Below are 17,395 nucleotides of genomic sequence, written 5' to 3'. Positions count from 1 at the left end.
TGTGCCGAATCGTCCTGCGGGAAGCGTGAGGCACCGACTCTTATCCACTGCCGGGCCTGGGTTCATGCCCTGCAGGGACAGCGTTGTCGTCGCCCCTCGACCATTCGCGGTTGCCACGCGTACCGCCGATGGCGACCCGGTGTTCCGCGTACGGATCGGGTGTGGGCTCTCCTCACTGCGCAGCGCGCGGACTTGAACCGCTGCCGTGACCAGAGAACTGACAATGACGAGGAGTATTGCAGACGCACGAACAGTTGACCGACTCACAACTCTGAGATGCATGGTGGCCTCTTGATGGGCGTTGAGCGAGGAGAGAGCATCGCACACTTGACCCAAAAGCAGAGACCGAGCCGGTCTAGTTTTTTTCTATGTCCTTGCTACTTCTATATTTACAATATGCATACTGACCTACGATTCTCCTTTTTTGCATCGCGGTGCTAATGTGATGCGAACTCGTGCGAATGTGCAAACACTAACTGCGCGGAAGACTCTAAAGACTTGTCGCTGTGCCGAACAACGCGGCACGGGGCAGCTTCGCGTCTTCCCTCGTGCAAGCGGTCTCCAATGAGCAAGGCACTGCTGACCATGGGTGCTAGGCCCAAGCGCCCGACGCATGCGATTCCTGACCACGGTAAACGTGGGCGTACGATCGTCGATGCACCTATCACTCATCATCCCACTATCGGTGTGAGCTTCTACGAACGGCGCTCAAAAAGCGTGCTGTGGAATCAGCTGTTGCCGGAGCGGTCAACCGCCCGCAGATCGGCCGCGAAAGGAAGGATCTTCGAACGACCCAGGATGCGGCATTGTCGCCGCCGATTCTCGCCGCGCCGTCGCTTTGGTCATCGCTCGGATGCTAGTTAATCGCCTAGGGCAGCTCTCTCGAGTGGCGTTCCTCGAATATCCAAGTTGAATCGACGCATCCACCGATAGACCGTGGTGCGGTGGATTCCAAGACGCTGAGCGACAATCCTCGTATCCCACTCATAGCGTTCCAACTCGGCCAAGAGGCGTCCGCGCGCCGATACGCGAGGGGGCAAGACATCCGAAGTGGTTCGGTCCCGACTCGACAGAGCGAGCGCGTAGCTGTCTCGGTCGATTACATTCGAGCCCAAGACCGCAGCCGCTTCGACGACCTGCCGCAACTCACGAACGTTGCCACGCCATTCACGCTGCATCATCAGCGACAACACTGACGCGTCGACTTTTGTGATGGAACCAGGCGCAAACATCCCCACGAAGTGGCGCACCAGGATCGGAATGTCCTCGGCCCGTGATCGCAGCGGCGGAACGTCGAGCACGACCCCCGACAACCGGTGCGCCAAGTCAGATCGAAAACGACCTTCGCCAACAAGCTGAGAAAGCGCCTCGTTGGTGGCCGAGATTAGGCGAAAATCGCTGTGGACATCGCGCGACGCGCCGACCGGGCGAACGATACCGGTTTCGACGACCCGCAACAGCTTCGCCTGCAACGAGCCTGGGAGCCCGCTCACTTCGTCGAAAAATGCCGAGCCACCATGAGCCTCGCGTAGCAACCCGAGCGAGTCGGAAGTCGCTCCTGTAAAGGCTCCGCGGACATGGCCGAACAAGGAATCCTCAAACATTGTCTCGGCAATGGCACAGACATTAAATGAAACGAGAGCTCCTTTTCGCCGGCTATCCTCATGAATAGCTCTCGCAACGAGCTCTTTCCCCGTTCCAGTCTCTCCGCTGATGAGAATTGGCAGACGAGTCGGCGAAACAACGCGAATGAGTTCGCGAAGCCGACTCATTGCTTGAGAATCTCCGATCAACAGGCGCGCGGCGGCACTCATGGCCGGATCTCCCCCGTTCGTTTTCGTAGCGAATCAGTGAGGCCCGTCGCGTCCTCCTGGCTTCTAATCACGCGAGGCGTGATGAACAGGAATAGTTCAGTCTCTATCGCCTGATTGCTCGTGTGGCTAAATAATGCGCCGATCACGGGGATACTTGACAGAAACGGGACTCCTCCGCGAATCGACTCGCGTTGTCGATCAGTGAGTCCTCCCAGCGCGACCGTCTGACCGTCCTGCACGAGGAGACTCGTGCGGACAGATCGCGTCGCAATTACCGGTGCATTGAAGGCTGTCTCGTTAGTCGCACTGCTGACCTCCTGAACCACCTCGAGTTGGACCGATCCATCAGTGCTAATCGTCGGCCTGACAACCAGCTTCGTTCCAACGTCCTTGTACTGAACCACCTCGTCTCTGGCGGCCGCGTCCGTTGGGAGGGCACGTGAGACCTGAACAAAGGGTCGTTGACTCCCGACGACCACTTCAGCCTGCGTATTGTTCGCCGTGAGCACGACCGGGCGGCTTACGATTCTTGCTTCGCCACGACTGCTTGCCGCTTTGATCGTCGCTGCCAAATCAATTCCGCCCACCCCCATCACGGTTAGCGCGAAATCGCCCAACCCGGCCGTCATAATCTGGGAGCCACCGACTTGGGTGTTGACCGTTCCTTTCACATGTTGAAGGGGCACGGTTACGTCGACACCAAACTCAAGGCTTTGATTGCGACTGACCTCCACGATCAGCAGTTCAATTAGTACCTGCAGCGGACGAACGTCGACCTGCGCCACGGCCGCGGATATGAGTTCAAAGTCCATGCGATTGGCACGGACTAAGAGGCTATTGGCCCGTGGATCCGCGACGATCGTGACGTCCCCTGTTAGTGTCGCAATGCGCCCACTCGTACCCGGTATCGCTTGCGGAATTGCCGAACCGACTGGTGGGATCTGAGAGGCACGAAGTTCGTCCGACAGCGTAGCCGGGCGCGGCACCGGCGAATCCGATCCAGCGCCCCGACCAAATAGCAGATTGACTGTCGCGGCGACGTCCAATGCGCGCGCATGGTGTAGCTCGATGACAAAGAGCTCGGGACCGGCGGATTGACGTCTGCCGGCATCGAGCCCGGGCGGGACCAGCGGAGGCTGTGCACGAACTTCGCGAGGTCGCGCGCGAAAGATTCGGGCGACGGTGTCCTCGACTAGTTCGAAACCGTGTGATTCGAGCACGCCACGGAGAAGGCGCGCCGCGTCATGACGTGGAATCGGTTTCGGCGTCTCGACCGTCACGACCGGCGAACTTCCGCCAGGCACGAATATCACGGGCCGATCCAAGTACTGACCTATCGCCTGGACAGCAGCGCGGAGATCCGCGCTCACGATACGGACGGTGATGCTGTCGCCGGGGAGTAAATCGGCTCGCGTCATTAGTGGAGTCTGTGACGACACAGATCCAGCACCGAAGCCGAGGATGAGAGCGAGCAATAACGACGTACGGATCATTTGGCCCAGGATTGCAAGGAAAGGTGCCACGTAGTGTCTGAGCCACCGACCACAACACTGTTCGCACGAATTTCTCGCACGACCAGTGGGCCGATCCGCTCTCCGGCCCGTACCACAGTCGCCGACGGCGCGCCGGGCAAGCCATCAATGATGGCCCGCCATGGTGGCCCGCCAACGATTCCGCGCAATACGAGCGTCGGCTGCGGCGGCTTGATGTGGCGCGCAGGCGGAGTCGATGCAGCACCCTCGGCGGTACCTCCCGTGAATCGCGTCGACGATGGTTGGTTCGAAAGGCGAAACGGGTCGTTGCGAATGGTTGCATCCGCAAGTGATTCGAGCGAGTCCGTGGACACAGAATGGATAGAGGGCCGCGCGCGTTTTGAGATCACCAATGAGGTGCTCGGGTACAGGCGAACGGAGAGTCCTCTCGCCAAACCGACCGCGACCAGCGAGACAAGGAGAAGTATCTGAAGCCGCGAGGTCATCGCTGTATCTGAGGTGGCGTCCGACGAGGAACTGCGATTCCCTGTATCGTGAGCTCGACGTTCAGAATTTCCATCCGGTCCACCGGCGCCATCACATCTTGCGCCGCGATAGACAGCTCGGCGATCCGCATCAGCGGCGAAGCGCTCTCAACGTCCTTCACAAAGGCCGAGAATGACTGCACGTCCGCCGTGAGACTCACTCGGGCAGTCGCTAACCGCGCGCCTCGCCCAGACATCGCCTCGATCCGCGGTTGAATGGAGTGAAGCGCAATCTCGTCGGTGTCCGCGATCTCGCGGACTATCGCCACAAGGCGTGCAGCCAACAAGCCATCACTGCTCCCCTCAAGCACCAACGAGTCGTTCCTGGCGTCTCGTTGACGAGCCAAGGTGAGGTTCGCTTCGAGAACATGCCGTTCGGCACTAGCGGCTCGCAATTCAACCCAACGTTGGCGGGCTGCGGTCGCCGACATGATTTTTGTCTCTTCCCACAAATGCACTGCGGGAACGCCGCGAAGGAGGACTGTGAGAACGAGGATTGCCGTGGCTGCAAGCGCAACGGGGCGCGCATCACGGACGCGTGATCCAGAAAGTCTCATCGCTGGCGGGGGGCGCGTCGCGCCGAATACCGAGTCGAAAGGACTATAGTTGCTCGCTCAAAGTGCGCTGTTCCTATCGTTTGTTCAACGACACCTCCCTGCAATCGAATATCGGCGAAAAATGAATCATCGAGCAACGCCTCGACTATCGCTCGCGTGTCGCTCGAGATAACAGAGAGAGTCACGCTTGCGCTGTCGGCACGCAGTGTGACAACAGCGGTCGACTCAGGAAGATTTGTTGCCAGAAGGGCAAGCAGCTCGGAAACGTACCGTCGTCCCGATTTGAAATGATCCACCTCGGAATCCCGGGTCTCAAGTTCATGTAGCTCGTTCTTAACCGCTTCAATACTCACTGCGTCGTGACTCAATACCGCCATTCGCCTGTCCGTTGCTCGTTCATCGAGAGTCGCTCGGATGCCGCGCGCGGCGGCGATAAGCGCAAGCGCGACAATCATCGCGGCGGAGCGGCAGACCTTTAAGGCTGTCTGCTTCTTGTAGCGTACCGCCGATGGCCGCCACGCAAGCGAAGTGGCGGCGGCTCCGAGAGTAGAACCGGACAGACCATGATTAGGCCCTCGCTCGACGACCGACTCCGGAACAACGGCGATCAGCTTCACTCGAGTGCGGGCCGCCGCCTCCACTATCGCCTGGATGGTTAGATCGTCGTATAGGGCGGCGATGGCGAGCCCACCACGTACCTGGGCCGTTACTCGAGGCGTTCTTGCGGCTTGGATGACGAAGAATCGCCTGGCCTGTTGTTCGACTATTTGCCTGATCACTGCGCTACTCTTGACAGGTGGCAGCCCCTCGATGCGCTTGATCTGAACGTCGGTGCCCCCGAGCATGACGACCAGGCGAAGCCGACCGAACCGCGGCTTCGGCACATTCTGAATTAGACTGCTTAGGTCATCCGCGAGTTGCCCTACCGCGCGAGACGCCGCCCACGTGCCAAGGTTGCGGCGCCCATTCATCGCAACGAGGTGCACGGCGTCCGGCGCGATGGAGACTTCGGCAATAGTGGTCACCACTCGCTCCGTAAACGTTGCACGAGTAATCGTCTGCGAAACGCAGCCACCATTTCAATGTGGGCAACGCTGGGGCGCGATTTGTCAACCACCTCGAACCGAAGAGTCCACACGCTCGGATCGACGACGGCACTACGCGAGAACTCGGGAAACTTCGACAGCAGGGTATCAGCCGCGCGCGAAGGAAGCAGGCTAAGTAGGGCGACGAGCTCCTCTGGAAGAGAGTCGCGTGACCGCAAGCGTACGATGGCGGCTATCGCGCTGGGCGTTAATCCGGGTAGGACAGATAGAAGCTCCGCACTGGCGAAACGCAGACTTACAGGCGCCGACTCCGTTCCAAGTAAGTCGGCCAACCGCAAGAGATTCGCCGCTTCCGCGACGCGACGGATTTGCTGTTGATCTTCGATGACAGCGCGTGGCGGCATCACGCCTTCGTGGGAACCTGCGGAATCCACGTCGCTGGTTCGCCACTTCTCCGTTGCATTCAATAGTTCCACTATCGAATCACAGAGCGCATCTGCATTTCGTTGCACTCCGATCGCTGAAACCAACCGGTGCAATTGATCGAGGCTCATGCTGTTGACATCAAGCCGTGTTCCTGCTGGCTCAATTTCAATCGCACAATGGAGACTGGCAACAGACGCCTGACTCGACAGCCGGGCACCGAGATCCACCGTCAGCGCGCGACGGCTGCGGTCTGTCGGAGTGTCCCGCAAAGCGCTATCAAGCATGACAATCGTGCGGTTCATGCAATCAGTAACTGCCCAGTGCGCACGCTCGGCCGCAACGCGGTTGCGGCTAGCGCCAGCCGAATTGGTTGCGATCGCAATTGCGACTCCGACCAGCGCGGCAGCAGATGCGACAGCCCAGACAATCGTCAGAAGGATAAAACCACGACGGCTCGCCTCGCGCGTCATCGGAGGGATAGGGCGAATGTCAGCGTATCGCGACTGCTGGCGAATGCGACCGCGCTTGGTAGATCCCGACGGCCATCCCAGGTCGAGAGAAAACCACGCACGGTTGTGGCATCCCAAAACAGCAGTTGTGCGTTGCCGGGTAAGGATGCAACGAGCACTGAATCAGTTGAGACATCGCGAAGGTAGAGATTCGTCGCGGCTGCGGATTGGCGGATAAAGGCGGCCACGCGGCAGCGCCGTAGTCCCACACCCGGAGCATCACACCAACTACTCCATGTGGCGCGCTCCGATGAACCGGCAAATTGAACCGTGGAATCTGCATCTTGGTAGGCGTTTTGAAACAGACGCCGCGCTAGGCGAAGTCCGTTCGCCGCCTGATCACTCCGAATCGCCGATCTGCGAAAACGCGATGTCGTTTCGGAGATTTGATCGAAGAGCGACCGCGCGCTTACGAGGATAACTGCTGCGAGCGTGATCGCGATGATAGCTTCGAGGATTGTGAATCCGTTTTTGTGACTATGGGACATCGGCCCGCCGCAGCAATGATGTTCTTAGGAGCGCCCTGCCACTTCGATCGGCGGCGACAATCTCGAACAGGTTCGGTTGCACCTCAGTGATGACGATTGTCGCACCGCCGACGAGAATCGAACCGTGTTCGGCCTGCAGATGTTCTCGTGTCCACAATGAGACTCTAGTCAGTGCCTCAGTGGCAGCGGCAACGTCAGTTTCTGCGCGTCTGCTCCTTGCCACAACCGCGCCGGATTGAACAAGGAGGCTGACGAAGCCCGCGCTTGCGAGCGCGAGCAAGACCGTCGCTGCAAGCACCTCCACGAGGGCGAATCCGGCAGTCTTAGTGCGTTGTCGCATACTTGCGTCTAGCTCCTGAAGACCGATCGAATCCAGCTGTGGAATCCGCCAAGATGCTGCCATCAGGTTGGGCGATAATAACGCACCACGCTCCCGCGATGTTCAAACGAAGAAACACTGCCCTACCATCATGAATCGCTGAATGCCGAGCGTTTTCAATTGCATCAACCGGCGAATCAGTTTGTAGGGGGCGCGGAGATGATGTAGGCGTGGCCACAGCCAGAATGAGGCCGAGAATGCAGAGCACAATGAGCAATTCAACGAGCGTGAATCCCCTGCGGCGCGCGCTCACGGTGCCGGCCTAATGCTGTAGACCGCTTGCAACATCGCCACGGCGATCAGGGCAACGACGCCGGCAACGGAAAAGAGAAGCACCGGTTCAAGGATTCGGAGCAGTTGGCCGGTCAACGCCGCCGCTCGCGTTCGCTCAAGCGCGGCGGCATGCGCCGACATTTCTGCGAGTCGACCGGATCGTTCTCCTGCGGCGACCAGACGTGCCGCTGTCGCTGAGACGGCACCCACTTCTGCAAGCGACTTCGCAAGCGATTGTCCGGCGCTGACCAGGCCCGCCGCGATAGCCAACCGCCGCTCTATCGCAGCATCGCCCGACGCCTTGCCCGCAAGTGGTAGTGCAGTGGGCAAGGAAACCCCGTTGCGAAGCAGTGCGGCGAGCGACGCCAATGTATGCGACGAAACGGACGCAAAGCGCAGAGGACCCACAACAGGAATACGCAGCATCAGCTCATCCCATCGAGATCCCTCGCTCGAGTTATCGATGCTTGTACGAACAAACACGAACAGTGCGCTCACGATCAGCACACCCGGCAGCGCCCCGCGGCGCAATGCATCCGTAACTGAGAGTATTGCGGACGTGAGGGGCGGCATCGCCTGATCAAGGTCGGACAGCATTCGTGCGAATCGAGGGAGTACAACCTGCACCATGACGCCGATCGATACGACGCCTACCGCCGCGACCACTGTCGGATAGGCCAATGCATTTCGCAGTGCCATTCGATCGCGAGCGCGATTCTCGGCCCATTCTGCCGCCTCTTTGAGGCCAACGGCGAGTCCGGCACCTGCTTCGCCTGCCCGAATGAGCCCTATCACCGTTGACGGGATTCTAGTATCCAAGCAATCGATCAGAGATTGCGAGATGGAACTCCCTTCCCCGACGGCTTTGGACATCTGCGATGCCTCCGCTGACCAGGTTGGTGGAGCGAGATCCACAAACGTGGCGAGCGCTTCGTTCACTGGCATTCCGCAGTCGACCAGGTTCGCCAGGATGCGAAGGCCGAGGGCGAGATCGCGAGCATTCAGTCGCGCGTGCCCATTCCACGATCTGACGAGGCGCCACTCCAAAATTAGGTAACCTTGTGCGGCCAACTCTCGTCGCGCACTATCCTCGTCCACCGCGACTAGTTCGCCCTGCTCGACATTGCCAGTCTTCGTGAGCGCGGCATACCGGAAGGTTTGGCGGGAGCGTCGAGAATTCATTGGCGAATCGGCCCATTCCAAGACGTGATGTCGCCGTTTTCACCGTCTCCGCCGGGCCGGCCATCCTTGCCAAGCGTGAACAGATCGTAAGAGTCGAGATTCTCTATGCCCGGCGCGACGTACGTGTACGGCCTACCCCACGGGTCAACTGGAACCTCTTGGCGCAAGTATGGTCCGCGCCAGCGGTCTGATATTGCCCCCGATGGAGGAACGCGCAAAGCCTGAAGCCCTTCCTCAGTTGTAGGAACATCTCCCATGTCAACGCGATACGCATCGAGTGCCAAAGCGAGAACCTCGATTTGGCTTTTCGCTGCCTTCACTCGTGCATCGCCGATATTGCCAAAGAGCGACGGCGCGATCACCGAGGCGAGCACGGCGACAATCGCAAGCGTGACGAGGAGTTCAATCAATGTGAAGGCACGACGCTCAGAGCTGCGACTATTCCGACGCGACACGAAGGACCTCCTCAACCGTCGTGATTCCTGCCTTTGCCTTGTTCCATCCATCGATACGAAGTGGGACCAGGCCGTCAGATGTGGCGGCCTCACGGAGTTCTGCTCTTGTCGCATTCCTGGAAATCGCGTGTTTGAGATTCTCGGTAACCACAAGCAGCTCGAAAATGCCAACTCGCCCTCGGTACCCGGTGCCACGACACGCCGTACATCCAGCTCCTCGGGTGAAAGGACCGTCAAGCCCGTGACCGGCGGCGCGCGCAGCAGCGATCGAATGCGCTGGCTCATAGGTCGTGCGACAGTGGGAACAGGTTCTGCGCACCAGCCTTTGGGCTAGCACCGCTTCCAGAGTCGCGGCGACGAGGTATGGTGGGACGCCTAAGTCGACCAATCGCGGTATCGCGCTCGGAGCATCGTTTGTGTGCAGAGTACTAAAGACTAGATGGCCGGTCATTGCTGCTTGCACCGCGATTTCTGCCGTTTCGTCGTCGCGCATTTCGCCGACCATTAGCACATCTGGATCCTGACGAAGGATCGCGCGGAGCGCGCTGGCAAACGTCACACCGGTTTGCCGGTGAATCGGCACTTGGGTGATTCCCGTCAGGCGGTATTCCACCGGATCTTCGACTGTAATGATCTTCTCTACCGCACGCATCCGCGATTGGACGGCAGCGTTCAGCGTGGTCGTCTTGCCGCTGCCTGTCGGACCACTGACCAAAATCATCCCGTGAGATCGTTGCGTTAGGCGCTCAAACGATTCGAGCATCGACGAAGAGAGTCCGAGTTCGGCCAGGGATACTGGCTGACCACCACGGTCCAGCAATCGCAAGACTACGCTCTCTCCATGAATGGTCGGAACCGTCGAGACGCGTAAATCGAGTTCACGCTTCTCTAATCTCACGCGGATACGGCCGTCCTGAGGACGTCGACGCTCCGCGATATCGAGGTCGGCGAGCAACTTTATTCTCGATACGACGGCGTGATGCAACTGAGCCGCTGGCTCCGGCGCCGGACACAGGACACCATCCAGCCTGAAGCGCGCGGCAAGACCATCGGCCGTCGCTTCGAGGTGAACATCGCTCGCCCCGAGATCATGCGCTTCGCGGACGAGCATGTTCACATAGCGGACAACCGGCGCCTGACTTGCGAGTTCGCGAATGTCTGTCGACCCACTGCCGTCATCCGTCGCCGCTGCCATTTCGAGTTGACGTTCGCGCTGTCCCGTGATCCGCTCGATCAACTGATCAAGGTCCGCGTCCGTGACTCGCTCGACAGCAATCGGAGCACGACAGGCGGCGGCGATTTCGTCCAGGGTTTCCGCCCGCGCACGCTCTGTAACAGCGACAACGACGCGCCCATCGTCCAACAACCGGACGGGGCACACACGATGGTGGATGAGGTACTCGCGCGACACCGAGTCTGGCAGCGCGAACTGGGGACTGATTGGCGTTTCCATTTCACCCGACGATGGCAAGGACTAGACCGATGACCTTGCTCATCTAACGCGTTGCGACTGCTGGCCTTGCGCGCACTGGTACGACTAGCCGCACGTTGCGCAACCTCGCGAAAAAGCCAGTCGAACGATGCGCAACATCGGCGGGACGATTGGCTCGCACCCGAGGCGGAGGGCGTCGACACCTGCAGATTAGAGCGCTCTAATCATTCGCGTTCAATCGTCCGGGGTTCGGGACCTTGCAGACGGGCGCTATGCTGTCCACACTTTCGCCCCCTACCATTTGGCCGTCGCTAGGCCACCCGGGACTGACATCCGCCCCGCAATCTGTGTCTTCACCAAGTAAGGACCGCGGATACCGCGCGACGCCTCGAGGCGCGTTGCCAGACGCGGGCATTCCCCTCGACACCTTTCAGAGTTCTTCATTCCTCAGAGCACTCTCATACATCGAACGATTCGCACGCGATGATACCGCAACCATTCTGATCGAGGGGGCGTCCGGGACAGGGAAGACACGGCTCGCACGCCATGTTCACCGCCTTTCGCCGCGAAACTCTGGTCCATTCTATCAACTCACGCTCTCGGCACTCGACGATGGCCTTGCAGCATCTGAACTCTTCGGTCACGTGGCGGGTGCATTTACTGACGCGCGGTCGTCACGTGCCGGCCTGTTCGCCAGCGCCAATGGTGGAACCCTCTTCCTGGATGAGATTGGCAAATGCTCACGGGCGGTGCAGCACAAACTCCTACATGTGATTGAGTACGGCGAGTTGCGACCGGTCGGGTCGGATCGCGATGTTCGCGTTGACGTTCGGCTCGTCGCGGCCGCGAATGAGCCTCTTGAAAGTTTGTCTGAACAAGGCGCGTTCCTGTCAGACCTTTTCGCGCGACTACAGGTATTTCGCGTTCGACTCCCGGCGCTCAGGGAACGTCGCGCGGATATCCCGATCCTTGTCGAAGCCTACCTTCGCTCGCACGCGCGAAGAATCGGGGTGTCGGAGCCGAGTGTGTCGCCCGAACTCATGAACGCACTGCAGGCCGCTCCTTGGCCGAATAATTTGAGGCAACTCGACGCAACGATACATCGGCTTCTCCTCGATGCGAACGGATCATCAGAACTCACACTTGACCATTGTGCCGACGGACTAGAATACCTTGCCCGACCCACACGGTCGCCAACGGAAGCCATTACAGAGACTGATGTCGATGCGGCGTTTGCGAAGGCCGGAACGATCGGAGGTGCAGCCCGCCTCCTCGGGGTTCACCGAACCACCGTGTATCGCGCGAAACGTCGTGGAGACCTAGAGTCACGAACAACACCAAGCACCGACGGTTCGGATGCGCGGGCTGACTGATGAATCACACCCCGATATTCAAAGGCCCCGACGATTTCGGCGCCGTTGGCACGTTCGAGTGATCGCCACATCCGCGGAGGAGCAGCAGATGCCGCGTCACCGGTTTCACGACGGGGTGAATTGCTCGCCGCCGAATCGACTTTCGGGTGCATGAAAGCGCGAGCTACACTGGCTATCGCGGCTGCAATTTTCTCCCCGTGACGAACACGTCGCACATGTCAGCGAGAAGTGCGATCGTGGCAACGAGGCGTTCGTGGCGCTGAAAGATGTTGCAAATCGAAATTGAGCCGTTTTGCGTTGCAGGAGAATGCAGGGTGAGAGCACCCCATTCCCCCGTTTCAGAGGACGGGGCGTCGTTTTATCAGCGTCGATTTCTGGTCGTTAATTGGTCGGGCGGCGGGATTTCACCCCCGCGACATGCGCGCGAAAGACAACGACCAATCTCTAACGTGCACCGCATTCGCAACCTCCCTGGCGTGTCCAAGACTTCGGAAGCAGTCATTGCTGATTCGAAACGACGTACGCCTTCCCGAGAGCCCTACAGAACTGTTTCACGAGTAACTTCCGCGAACGGTTCCTGAAAAGCCGCCATTTAGCGCCAGTCCTTCAGATGGAGGAGAGGCGCGTCAATCCCGGCGATCATACCGAACCTCGCGAGATTCGCACTTCCGCCATCCTTGATCGGAGTCGCCGTCCACTGAACGCCCAGGCCCGCGCTGAACGGCGTCTTGCGAAAGCCCCAGACGTAGAACGCGCCGAGCACTGGGATACGCGCAAACCGGTCCTTCGAATCATCAATTGGCGATTTCGTCAGGTGAGAAACCGCAATGGCTCCGACGTCGAGAAAGTCGATCAGAATTCCGTTGGAAATCCCACGCGTAGTCCAACCATACTCGAACCCGACGGGAACGAAGGGCTTTGCGTACGCGGAGACGGTCCGTCCCGCACCGATATCCGCGCCCGCCGCGCCACCGAGGTAGGCGTTGAGCGCAAGGTACCTGCCGCCGGTCCGCTTCTCGCGATATCCCCAACTCCCGCCGTCGTACCGCTTGAAGGCGGCCTGCACATCAGCCTCGCTCTTCGCCATCGCCACATCCGCGAGGACGAGGAACGTTCGCAACTGAGGATTGCTGACGATTGCCGGGCTCGATCGCAGCCGGACGGCAGTCTGCTGAAGATCCGACATCACCAGCGCAGCCAGATCCGGCGGTCGCGTTTCCGCCGCCAGCATTACCGGGAAGAGTTCCTTCGATTCAACGGCGGCGATAGGACCAAAAACCGGGATGAGGGGCTCGAACTCGGGCGCTAACGTTAGCTGAAGCGATACTAGTCCGAACAGGACGTCCCGGTAGTCGTTCGCAGCAATAGCTAGCGAGAGCGAATGCACTACGTTCACGGCGTTCCAGAGTCGATAGTAACTAGAGTCCTGAAGAGCCGGATCATGCTTTAGCACCATCGTCGCAATGTCCGTCACGGACGCAACGAGTTGCGCGTATTGCTTGACGCGATCGCCTGAGCTGTCAGACTTGTTGGAGTTCGGCGCCACGAGGTCGGATCGAATGGCAGCGATGGATCCTCGAAGATTCTCGAGGTCTCGCACCGTTTCGAGTACGACGGCAGCCTGCGTCGAGTCGAGCATTTTCGGGGATCTGACGGCAAGCGTCTTGAGCGAGATGACGGCGAGACTATCGATGCTTGGACGATTGCCGCTCGGAAGAGCAAGCTCGCGCGACGCATCCTGATACAGAGACGCGAACTGAGCAAAACGAAGCAACGCGCGGTCGGCGTTCCCAAGCGCGTCAGCGTTAATCCCGATGCGCTCACGCAACGTTGGATAGGCGCCGAGAACATCTTCGAGAGTTTGTCCTTCGTCGATCGCACGAACGGCATATAGCGTCAAGAGGACGGTCGCTGATGCCTCGGCGATACCGTGACTCGTGTCCTTGACCGCCCGTGCCAACGTACGCATGGCCAACTGCTCGGGAACGGCGCGAAGGTCTTGCCTCACGATCTCTCGCAAGGTGGCGACGCTCGGGATGTAGTCATCGCGGGCAAACCGACGAAAGAGTTGGCAAGTGGCTGGCAAGACTATGATCTTGGCCCGCGCGTCCTCGGCCTTCTTTCGATCGAGAAGGAGTTCTTCAGCGCCTTGGGGTTGCGTCATCCTTCCAGCGGCGATCTTGCTTCGCACCTCCCTGAGATGACGGTCATACGTAACTACTTCTGGCAGTGACGTAGAATCGCCGCACAACTGCTGTGTGGCATCTCGCATCAACCAGGTGAGCAATTGCTCTTCTGCCTTGTTGATCACGAGGTCAGCAGCGATATCGGCGACCGAACTGGCCCGCTTCGCGGCATCCGTCGGTGGCGACTCGGCGAAAGCCGGACCATCTTTTGTCAGTTGCCTAGCAATGCTCGACTGCCCATAAGCGCCTAGCGCAGACGCGGTCTGGATCGCCTCGACATCTGCAGCTTTAAAAGCTGACGCGATCTCCACGGAGCGATTGGTCGAGCGCGCAAGCTCGGATTGATTAGCGCTCGGATTGTTCGCCCACTGACCAGAAACGGCAATCCGACGGTATGGAACGCCTAGATCGACAAGATATAGTGCGACCACTTCCGCTCGAGCAAGAGACAATCGCGTGTTCAAGCTGTCCGGTCCAACGGCATCGGCGTAGCCCTTGACCTGGATCGTATCTGGTGCGTCAAGGGCGCTTCGCTCGCGCAATAAATCAACGAATATTCTTATGCGCGCTGAATCCGCCACTGTGAGTCTCGACTTTCCTACATCGAATCGGATCTGAGCACGATGAACCGTGACCTCCTGCGCCAATTTGGCAAGTTCCAACGCACTGTCCGCGTAGGCATTCACGACGATCGCCGATGGCGGCGTGATCCCTCGCAGCCACACTTTGGAATATCCGATTATTCCAAGTCGCTTAAGCGAATCGACGGGTGCCGAGGCACAGAACTGAACCAACTGGTCACGATTGGCGTTAGACGTCTTTGAAGTCACTAACTCCCTGACCATCGTCTGCTTCGTTGACGTGTCGGCGACGGCAACCGCCCCAAGCGCCTCCCTCTCATCGAGCGCTCGCTCTCGCGCCGCCCGAAGCGCTTCGAAACTGCACGCCCGGACTAGTCGCGCCGGCGTGATTGGCACTGCCCGAGGCGCAGGAGCTTGGGCAAGGGCCAACGGCGCAGAAAGCGACAACGCCATCATAAGGGCGGTGATCTCTGCACCGACTCGGCTCACGCGACCATACATGGGCTTGCCTTGAGGATGTTTCAATATATACGGTCTTTAATGCTAGTCTGCTCTCACTGGCACGATAATATACGCAACCACAAATAATTTCCATAGGAAACATCACCATTTCCCTCCGCGCTTATTGGACCTGTTGCAATGCCTAAGCAACTCACCATTGATGTCCTCCAATTCGATATGCATCATTCCTTCGCAGGCCCAGATTCACTCCATCTAGCGAATCGCGGTTCCGCGAAGTCGAAAGGCGACGGGAGCGAAGCCACATGCACAATCGCTTGTCTTTGATCGCAGTTGAACGAGGCGCATAGCGTCCGCCCGTGATCCATGGTGGGTCCCAGCGTTGACGCTCAGTTGGCCGGACCTCGACCTTGAGCATGGCCGGTAACCCTGACTGATACCAGGACTAGAAAGAGAGTGCGCGCGATTGGGCCGCTTTTCTTCCGCCCGAAGTGCCTCGGGCGGGAAATCACCTTACGTGTTCCCTGACCAACTGTCTGAGAAGCGAGACGGCGCACCGAGGCGCTGCTCGAAATCAATCGTGTCTGGTATGCCGTTCGCTATGCCCCGAAACTCGATGACGTGCGGCTTCACAATGTCCGGCACTCTTTCGCGTCCGTGGCTGCGTCACAAGCGGGATCGCCCCTGGTGATCGGCGAGCTCCTCGAGCATCGAGAAACAGCGACCACAGCTAAGTATGCGCACGTGTTCGACGATCCTGTTCGCGCCGCGGCAGATGTAACGGCCAATCAGCCGGCCGCGTAGCGGGCAAACATCGAAACGGTAGGGCCAGCGGAAACTCGAAACGCCTAATCGACTGCGTAGCGACAACATCACCGTTGACCGAATTCCAAGAAACTGAGCACTCGTAAAAGAGCATCCGTGATACGAACCTCGTTAATTGCCGCGCCTTCTCGGAACACAGAGAATAGCGTCTGATTCTCGTCTTGTGTCGATTTCGCAACGACAGTGTCGGGGGTATAGCGCCGACCCTGAATCGGCCCCAGCTTCCCGCTCCACAACTTCCCTGGAGAGCTGCAATGGCGGATCAATGGAAGGCAAAAGTACGCACAATCATGGGCGAGCCCGTTGCTGTTGTTGACGTCACGATCACGCGGACTGTCCTCGTCGATGCTCAGGCCTATGAGCGAATCGCACGCACGCTTCGCCATGGAGAGGGCGATGCATCGGGGTTAAGCCAAGTCGCGGATTTCTACGATGTCGCTGCTTCCGTTCCCGAATCCGCCCGCGCTTTCCTCTCAGTACCGTGGACCGACGCTGATTCGTTCCTCATTGGTCTGCGATCCTTCGCTGACATCGTCGCGTATTTCTCCGACAAGGCATATTGGCGGCTCGAAGGATCCGCTGCGCAGGGTTTCACAGGTATTCTGAACGTCGGCGGTCAGGATCGACGCTTCGACATGTCGGAGAGCAAACTCGCCGCGTTCGATGCCAACCTCCAGGAGACACGCCAGAAGTTCCAAGCGCAACTCGATGCGGGACAGTTGACTCCACAGGAAAAGGCCATCCTCGATCACATCTGCGACACCTGCGGCCACGACTCAATAGCCTGCCGAGACATGTACCGGGCCTACGGGGAAATGCTGAAGCAGCGCGACGAACAGCAACGTCGTGACATGGAAAATCATGTGCGCGAAAGGGACGAAGAGTCGAATTCAGGCGGAGCGAAAGAAGGCGGGTGGCGAGAGGGATCTGAGAAAGACTTTGGTGGTTTCTGTTAACGCGTTCGGAATCTCGCCGGCGCGCCACATTCTCACGTGCGCGACGACACCTGTCGCCGGTTCCGTCGTCCTGTCCGCGGTGCGTGCTGAACTGCTCCATAGCTAGGCGATTCGCTAGCGCACTCGCACGAGGCGACTCGAAGAGGCCGGACGTGAGCGTCGTTGGCTTGTGCACGTGAGTGATCTTAGAAGGCGCTACAGGCCACCATCTGTTGCTCGACAGTCTGTATCAGCCTGTGTGACCCCGAGAATGCTCAGTCCCTGCTGGGCCGGTGAGGCGGACTTACAGCTCCTCGCATGAAGAGCGCCCGCGATCAGGGGTGGCTCACGAAAGCAGGTATTTGGACACGCGCCCTGGCCGCAGCGGCAGAAGCTATCGCGGGTTGCCGAGCTGGCCAGGGCGCGACTCACCCCTACCCAAGGAATTGGCGTGCCGA

General features: G+C 59.2%; 14 protein-coding genes and 1 pseudogene. 3 read left to right on the top strand and 12 right to left on the bottom strand.

Going from position 1 to position 17,395, the window contains the following annotated elements; translation table 11 throughout:
• Nucleotides 1–860: 860 nt before the first annotated feature.
• The 10 genes from AC6H4Z_RS09970 to AC6H4Z_RS09925 all read right to left on the bottom strand — a co-directional run bounded on the left by AC6H4Z_RS09970 (nucleotide 861) and on the right by AC6H4Z_RS09925 (nucleotide 10,599).
• A complete protein-coding gene (locus AC6H4Z_RS09970) occupies nucleotides 861–1,814 on the bottom strand; it encodes a sigma 54-interacting transcriptional regulator (protein WP_497546597.1) in 954 nt (317 codons plus the stop codon).
• Entirely contained in the window at nucleotides 1,811–3,232 is a 1,422-nt protein-coding gene (locus AC6H4Z_RS09965; RefSeq protein ID WP_497547027.1) for a type II secretion system protein GspD, read from the bottom strand. Before AC6H4Z_RS09965 ends, AC6H4Z_RS09970 begins: the two co-directional genes overlap by 4 nt.
• 556 nt (nucleotides 3,233–3,788) lie before the next feature.
• Nucleotides 3,789–4,388, bottom strand: a complete 600-nt coding sequence (gene gspM / locus AC6H4Z_RS09960) for a type II secretion system protein GspM (RefSeq protein ID WP_497546596.1) — start codon at nucleotides 4,386–4,388, stop codon at nucleotides 3,789–3,791.
• Nucleotides 4,385–5,413 carry a hypothetical protein gene (locus tag AC6H4Z_RS09955; protein ID WP_497546595.1) on the bottom strand — a complete coding sequence of 343 codons (1,029 nt, stop codon included), beginning with the start codon at nucleotides 5,411–5,413 and terminating at the stop codon, nucleotides 4,385–4,387. The genes gspM and AC6H4Z_RS09955 overlap by 4 nt, the downstream gene beginning before the upstream one ends.
• Complete coding sequence (locus tag AC6H4Z_RS09950) at nucleotides 5,410–6,330, bottom strand: hypothetical protein (RefSeq protein ID WP_497546594.1); 921 nt, start codon at nucleotides 6,328–6,330, stop codon at nucleotides 5,410–5,412. Before AC6H4Z_RS09950 ends, AC6H4Z_RS09955 begins: the two co-directional genes overlap by 4 nt.
• Nucleotides 6,327–6,857, bottom strand: coding sequence for a PulJ/GspJ family protein (locus tag AC6H4Z_RS09945; protein WP_497546593.1), 531 nt, complete (start codon nucleotides 6,855–6,857; stop codon nucleotides 6,327–6,329). The genes AC6H4Z_RS09950 and AC6H4Z_RS09945 overlap by 4 nt, the downstream gene beginning before the upstream one ends.
• Before the next feature lie 323 nt (nucleotides 6,858–7,180).
• Nucleotides 7,181–7,489 (bottom strand): pilus assembly FimT family protein, encoded by a 309-nt coding sequence (locus AC6H4Z_RS09940; protein ID WP_497546592.1) that lies wholly within the window; start codon nucleotides 7,487–7,489, stop codon nucleotides 7,181–7,183.
• Nucleotides 7,486–8,691, bottom strand: a complete 1,206-nt coding sequence (locus AC6H4Z_RS09935; RefSeq protein WP_497546591.1) for a type II secretion system F family protein — start codon at nucleotides 8,689–8,691, stop codon at nucleotides 7,486–7,488. Before AC6H4Z_RS09935 ends, AC6H4Z_RS09940 begins: the two co-directional genes overlap by 4 nt.
• The gene (gene gspG, locus AC6H4Z_RS09930) at nucleotides 8,688–9,146 is read right to left on the bottom strand and encodes a type II secretion system major pseudopilin GspG (RefSeq protein WP_497546590.1); all 459 of its coding nucleotides are present in this window, start codon (nucleotides 9,144–9,146) and stop codon (nucleotides 8,688–8,690) included. The genes AC6H4Z_RS09935 and gspG overlap by 4 nt, the downstream gene beginning before the upstream one ends.
• Nucleotides 9,130–10,599, bottom strand: a complete 1,470-nt coding sequence (locus AC6H4Z_RS09925; protein WP_497546589.1) for a GspE/PulE family protein — start codon at nucleotides 10,597–10,599, stop codon at nucleotides 9,130–9,132. Before AC6H4Z_RS09925 ends, gspG begins: the two co-directional genes overlap by 17 nt.
• A 251-nt stretch (nucleotides 10,600–10,850) precedes the next feature.
• Here AC6H4Z_RS09925 and AC6H4Z_RS09920 point away from each other — a divergent pair, with 251 nt between their 5' ends.
• The gene (locus AC6H4Z_RS09920) at nucleotides 10,851–11,951 is read left to right on the top strand and encodes a sigma 54-interacting transcriptional regulator (protein ID WP_497546588.1); all 1,101 of its coding nucleotides are present in this window, start codon (nucleotides 10,851–10,853) and stop codon (nucleotides 11,949–11,951) included.
• Between the two features lie 592 nt (nucleotides 11,952–12,543).
• On the opposite strand, the gene AC6H4Z_RS09915 is transcribed toward AC6H4Z_RS09920, so the two are convergent.
• Together AC6H4Z_RS09915 and AC6H4Z_RS09910 are read right to left on the bottom strand one after the other, a co-directional pair.
• Nucleotides 12,544–14,115 carry a hypothetical protein gene (locus AC6H4Z_RS09915; protein ID WP_497547093.1) on the bottom strand — a complete coding sequence of 524 codons (1,572 nt, stop codon included), beginning with the start codon at nucleotides 14,113–14,115 and terminating at the stop codon, nucleotides 12,544–12,546.
• A gap of 363 nt (nucleotides 14,116–14,478) precedes the next feature.
• Nucleotides 14,479–14,982 (bottom strand): annotated as a pseudogene (locus tag AC6H4Z_RS09910) (OmpA family protein); the annotation flags it as partial.
• A gap of 852 nt (nucleotides 14,983–15,834) precedes the next feature.
• On the opposite strand from AC6H4Z_RS09910, the gene AC6H4Z_RS09905 reads away from it, so the two are divergent.
• The gene (locus AC6H4Z_RS09905) at nucleotides 15,835–15,981 is read left to right on the top strand and encodes a hypothetical protein (RefSeq protein ID WP_497546587.1); all 147 of its coding nucleotides are present in this window, start codon (nucleotides 15,835–15,837) and stop codon (nucleotides 15,979–15,981) included.
• 275 nt (nucleotides 15,982–16,256) lie between these two features.
• Nucleotides 16,257–16,958: a hypothetical protein gene (locus AC6H4Z_RS09900; protein WP_497546586.1), complete on the top strand. Its 702-nt coding sequence runs from the start codon at nucleotides 16,257–16,259 to the stop codon at nucleotides 16,956–16,958.
• Nucleotides 16,959–17,395: the final 437 nt, after the last annotated feature.

The sequence above is a fragment of the Leucogemmata humicola genome, from assembly GCF_055379415.1.
The sequence above is the reverse complement of the archived record's forward strand: the minus strand, read 5'-3'. Positions and strand labels throughout refer to the sequence as shown.

Bases quoted from the DNA above. Each gene is read 5' to 3' on its own strand.
- AC6H4Z_RS09970 (WP_497546597.1), bottom strand. From the start codon at position 1,814: ATGAGTGCCGCCGCGCGCCTGTTGATCGGAGATTCTCAAGCAATGAGT.
- AC6H4Z_RS09965 (WP_497547027.1), bottom strand. From the start codon at position 3,232: ATGACGCGAGCCGATTTACTCCCCGGCGACAGCATCACCGTCCGTATC.
- gspM (WP_497546596.1), bottom strand. From the start codon at position 4,388: ATGAGACTTTCTGGATCACGCGTCCGTGATGCGCGCCCCGTTGCGCTT.
- AC6H4Z_RS09950 (WP_497546594.1), bottom strand. From the start codon at position 6,330: ATGACGCGCGAGGCGAGCCGTCGTGGTTTTATCCTTCTGACGATTGTC.
- AC6H4Z_RS09945 (WP_497546593.1), bottom strand. From the start codon at position 6,857: ATGTCCCATAGTCACAAAAACGGATTCACAATCCTCGAAGCTATCATC.
- AC6H4Z_RS09935 (WP_497546591.1), bottom strand. From the start codon at position 8,691: ATGAATTCTCGACGCTCCCGCCAAACCTTCCGGTATGCCGCGCTCACG.
- AC6H4Z_RS09925 (WP_497546589.1), bottom strand. From the start codon at position 10,599: ATGGAAACGCCAATCAGTCCCCAGTTCGCGCTGCCAGACTCGGTGTCG.
- AC6H4Z_RS09920 (WP_497546588.1), top strand. From the start codon at position 10,851: ATGCTGTCCACACTTTCGCCCCCTACCATTTGGCCGTCGCTAGGCCAC.
- AC6H4Z_RS09915 (WP_497547093.1), bottom strand. From the start codon at position 14,115: ATGACGCAACCCCAAGGCGCTGAAGAACTCCTTCTCGATCGAAAGAAG.
- AC6H4Z_RS09900 (WP_497546586.1), top strand. From the start codon at position 16,257: ATGGCGGATCAATGGAAGGCAAAAGTACGCACAATCATGGGCGAGCCC.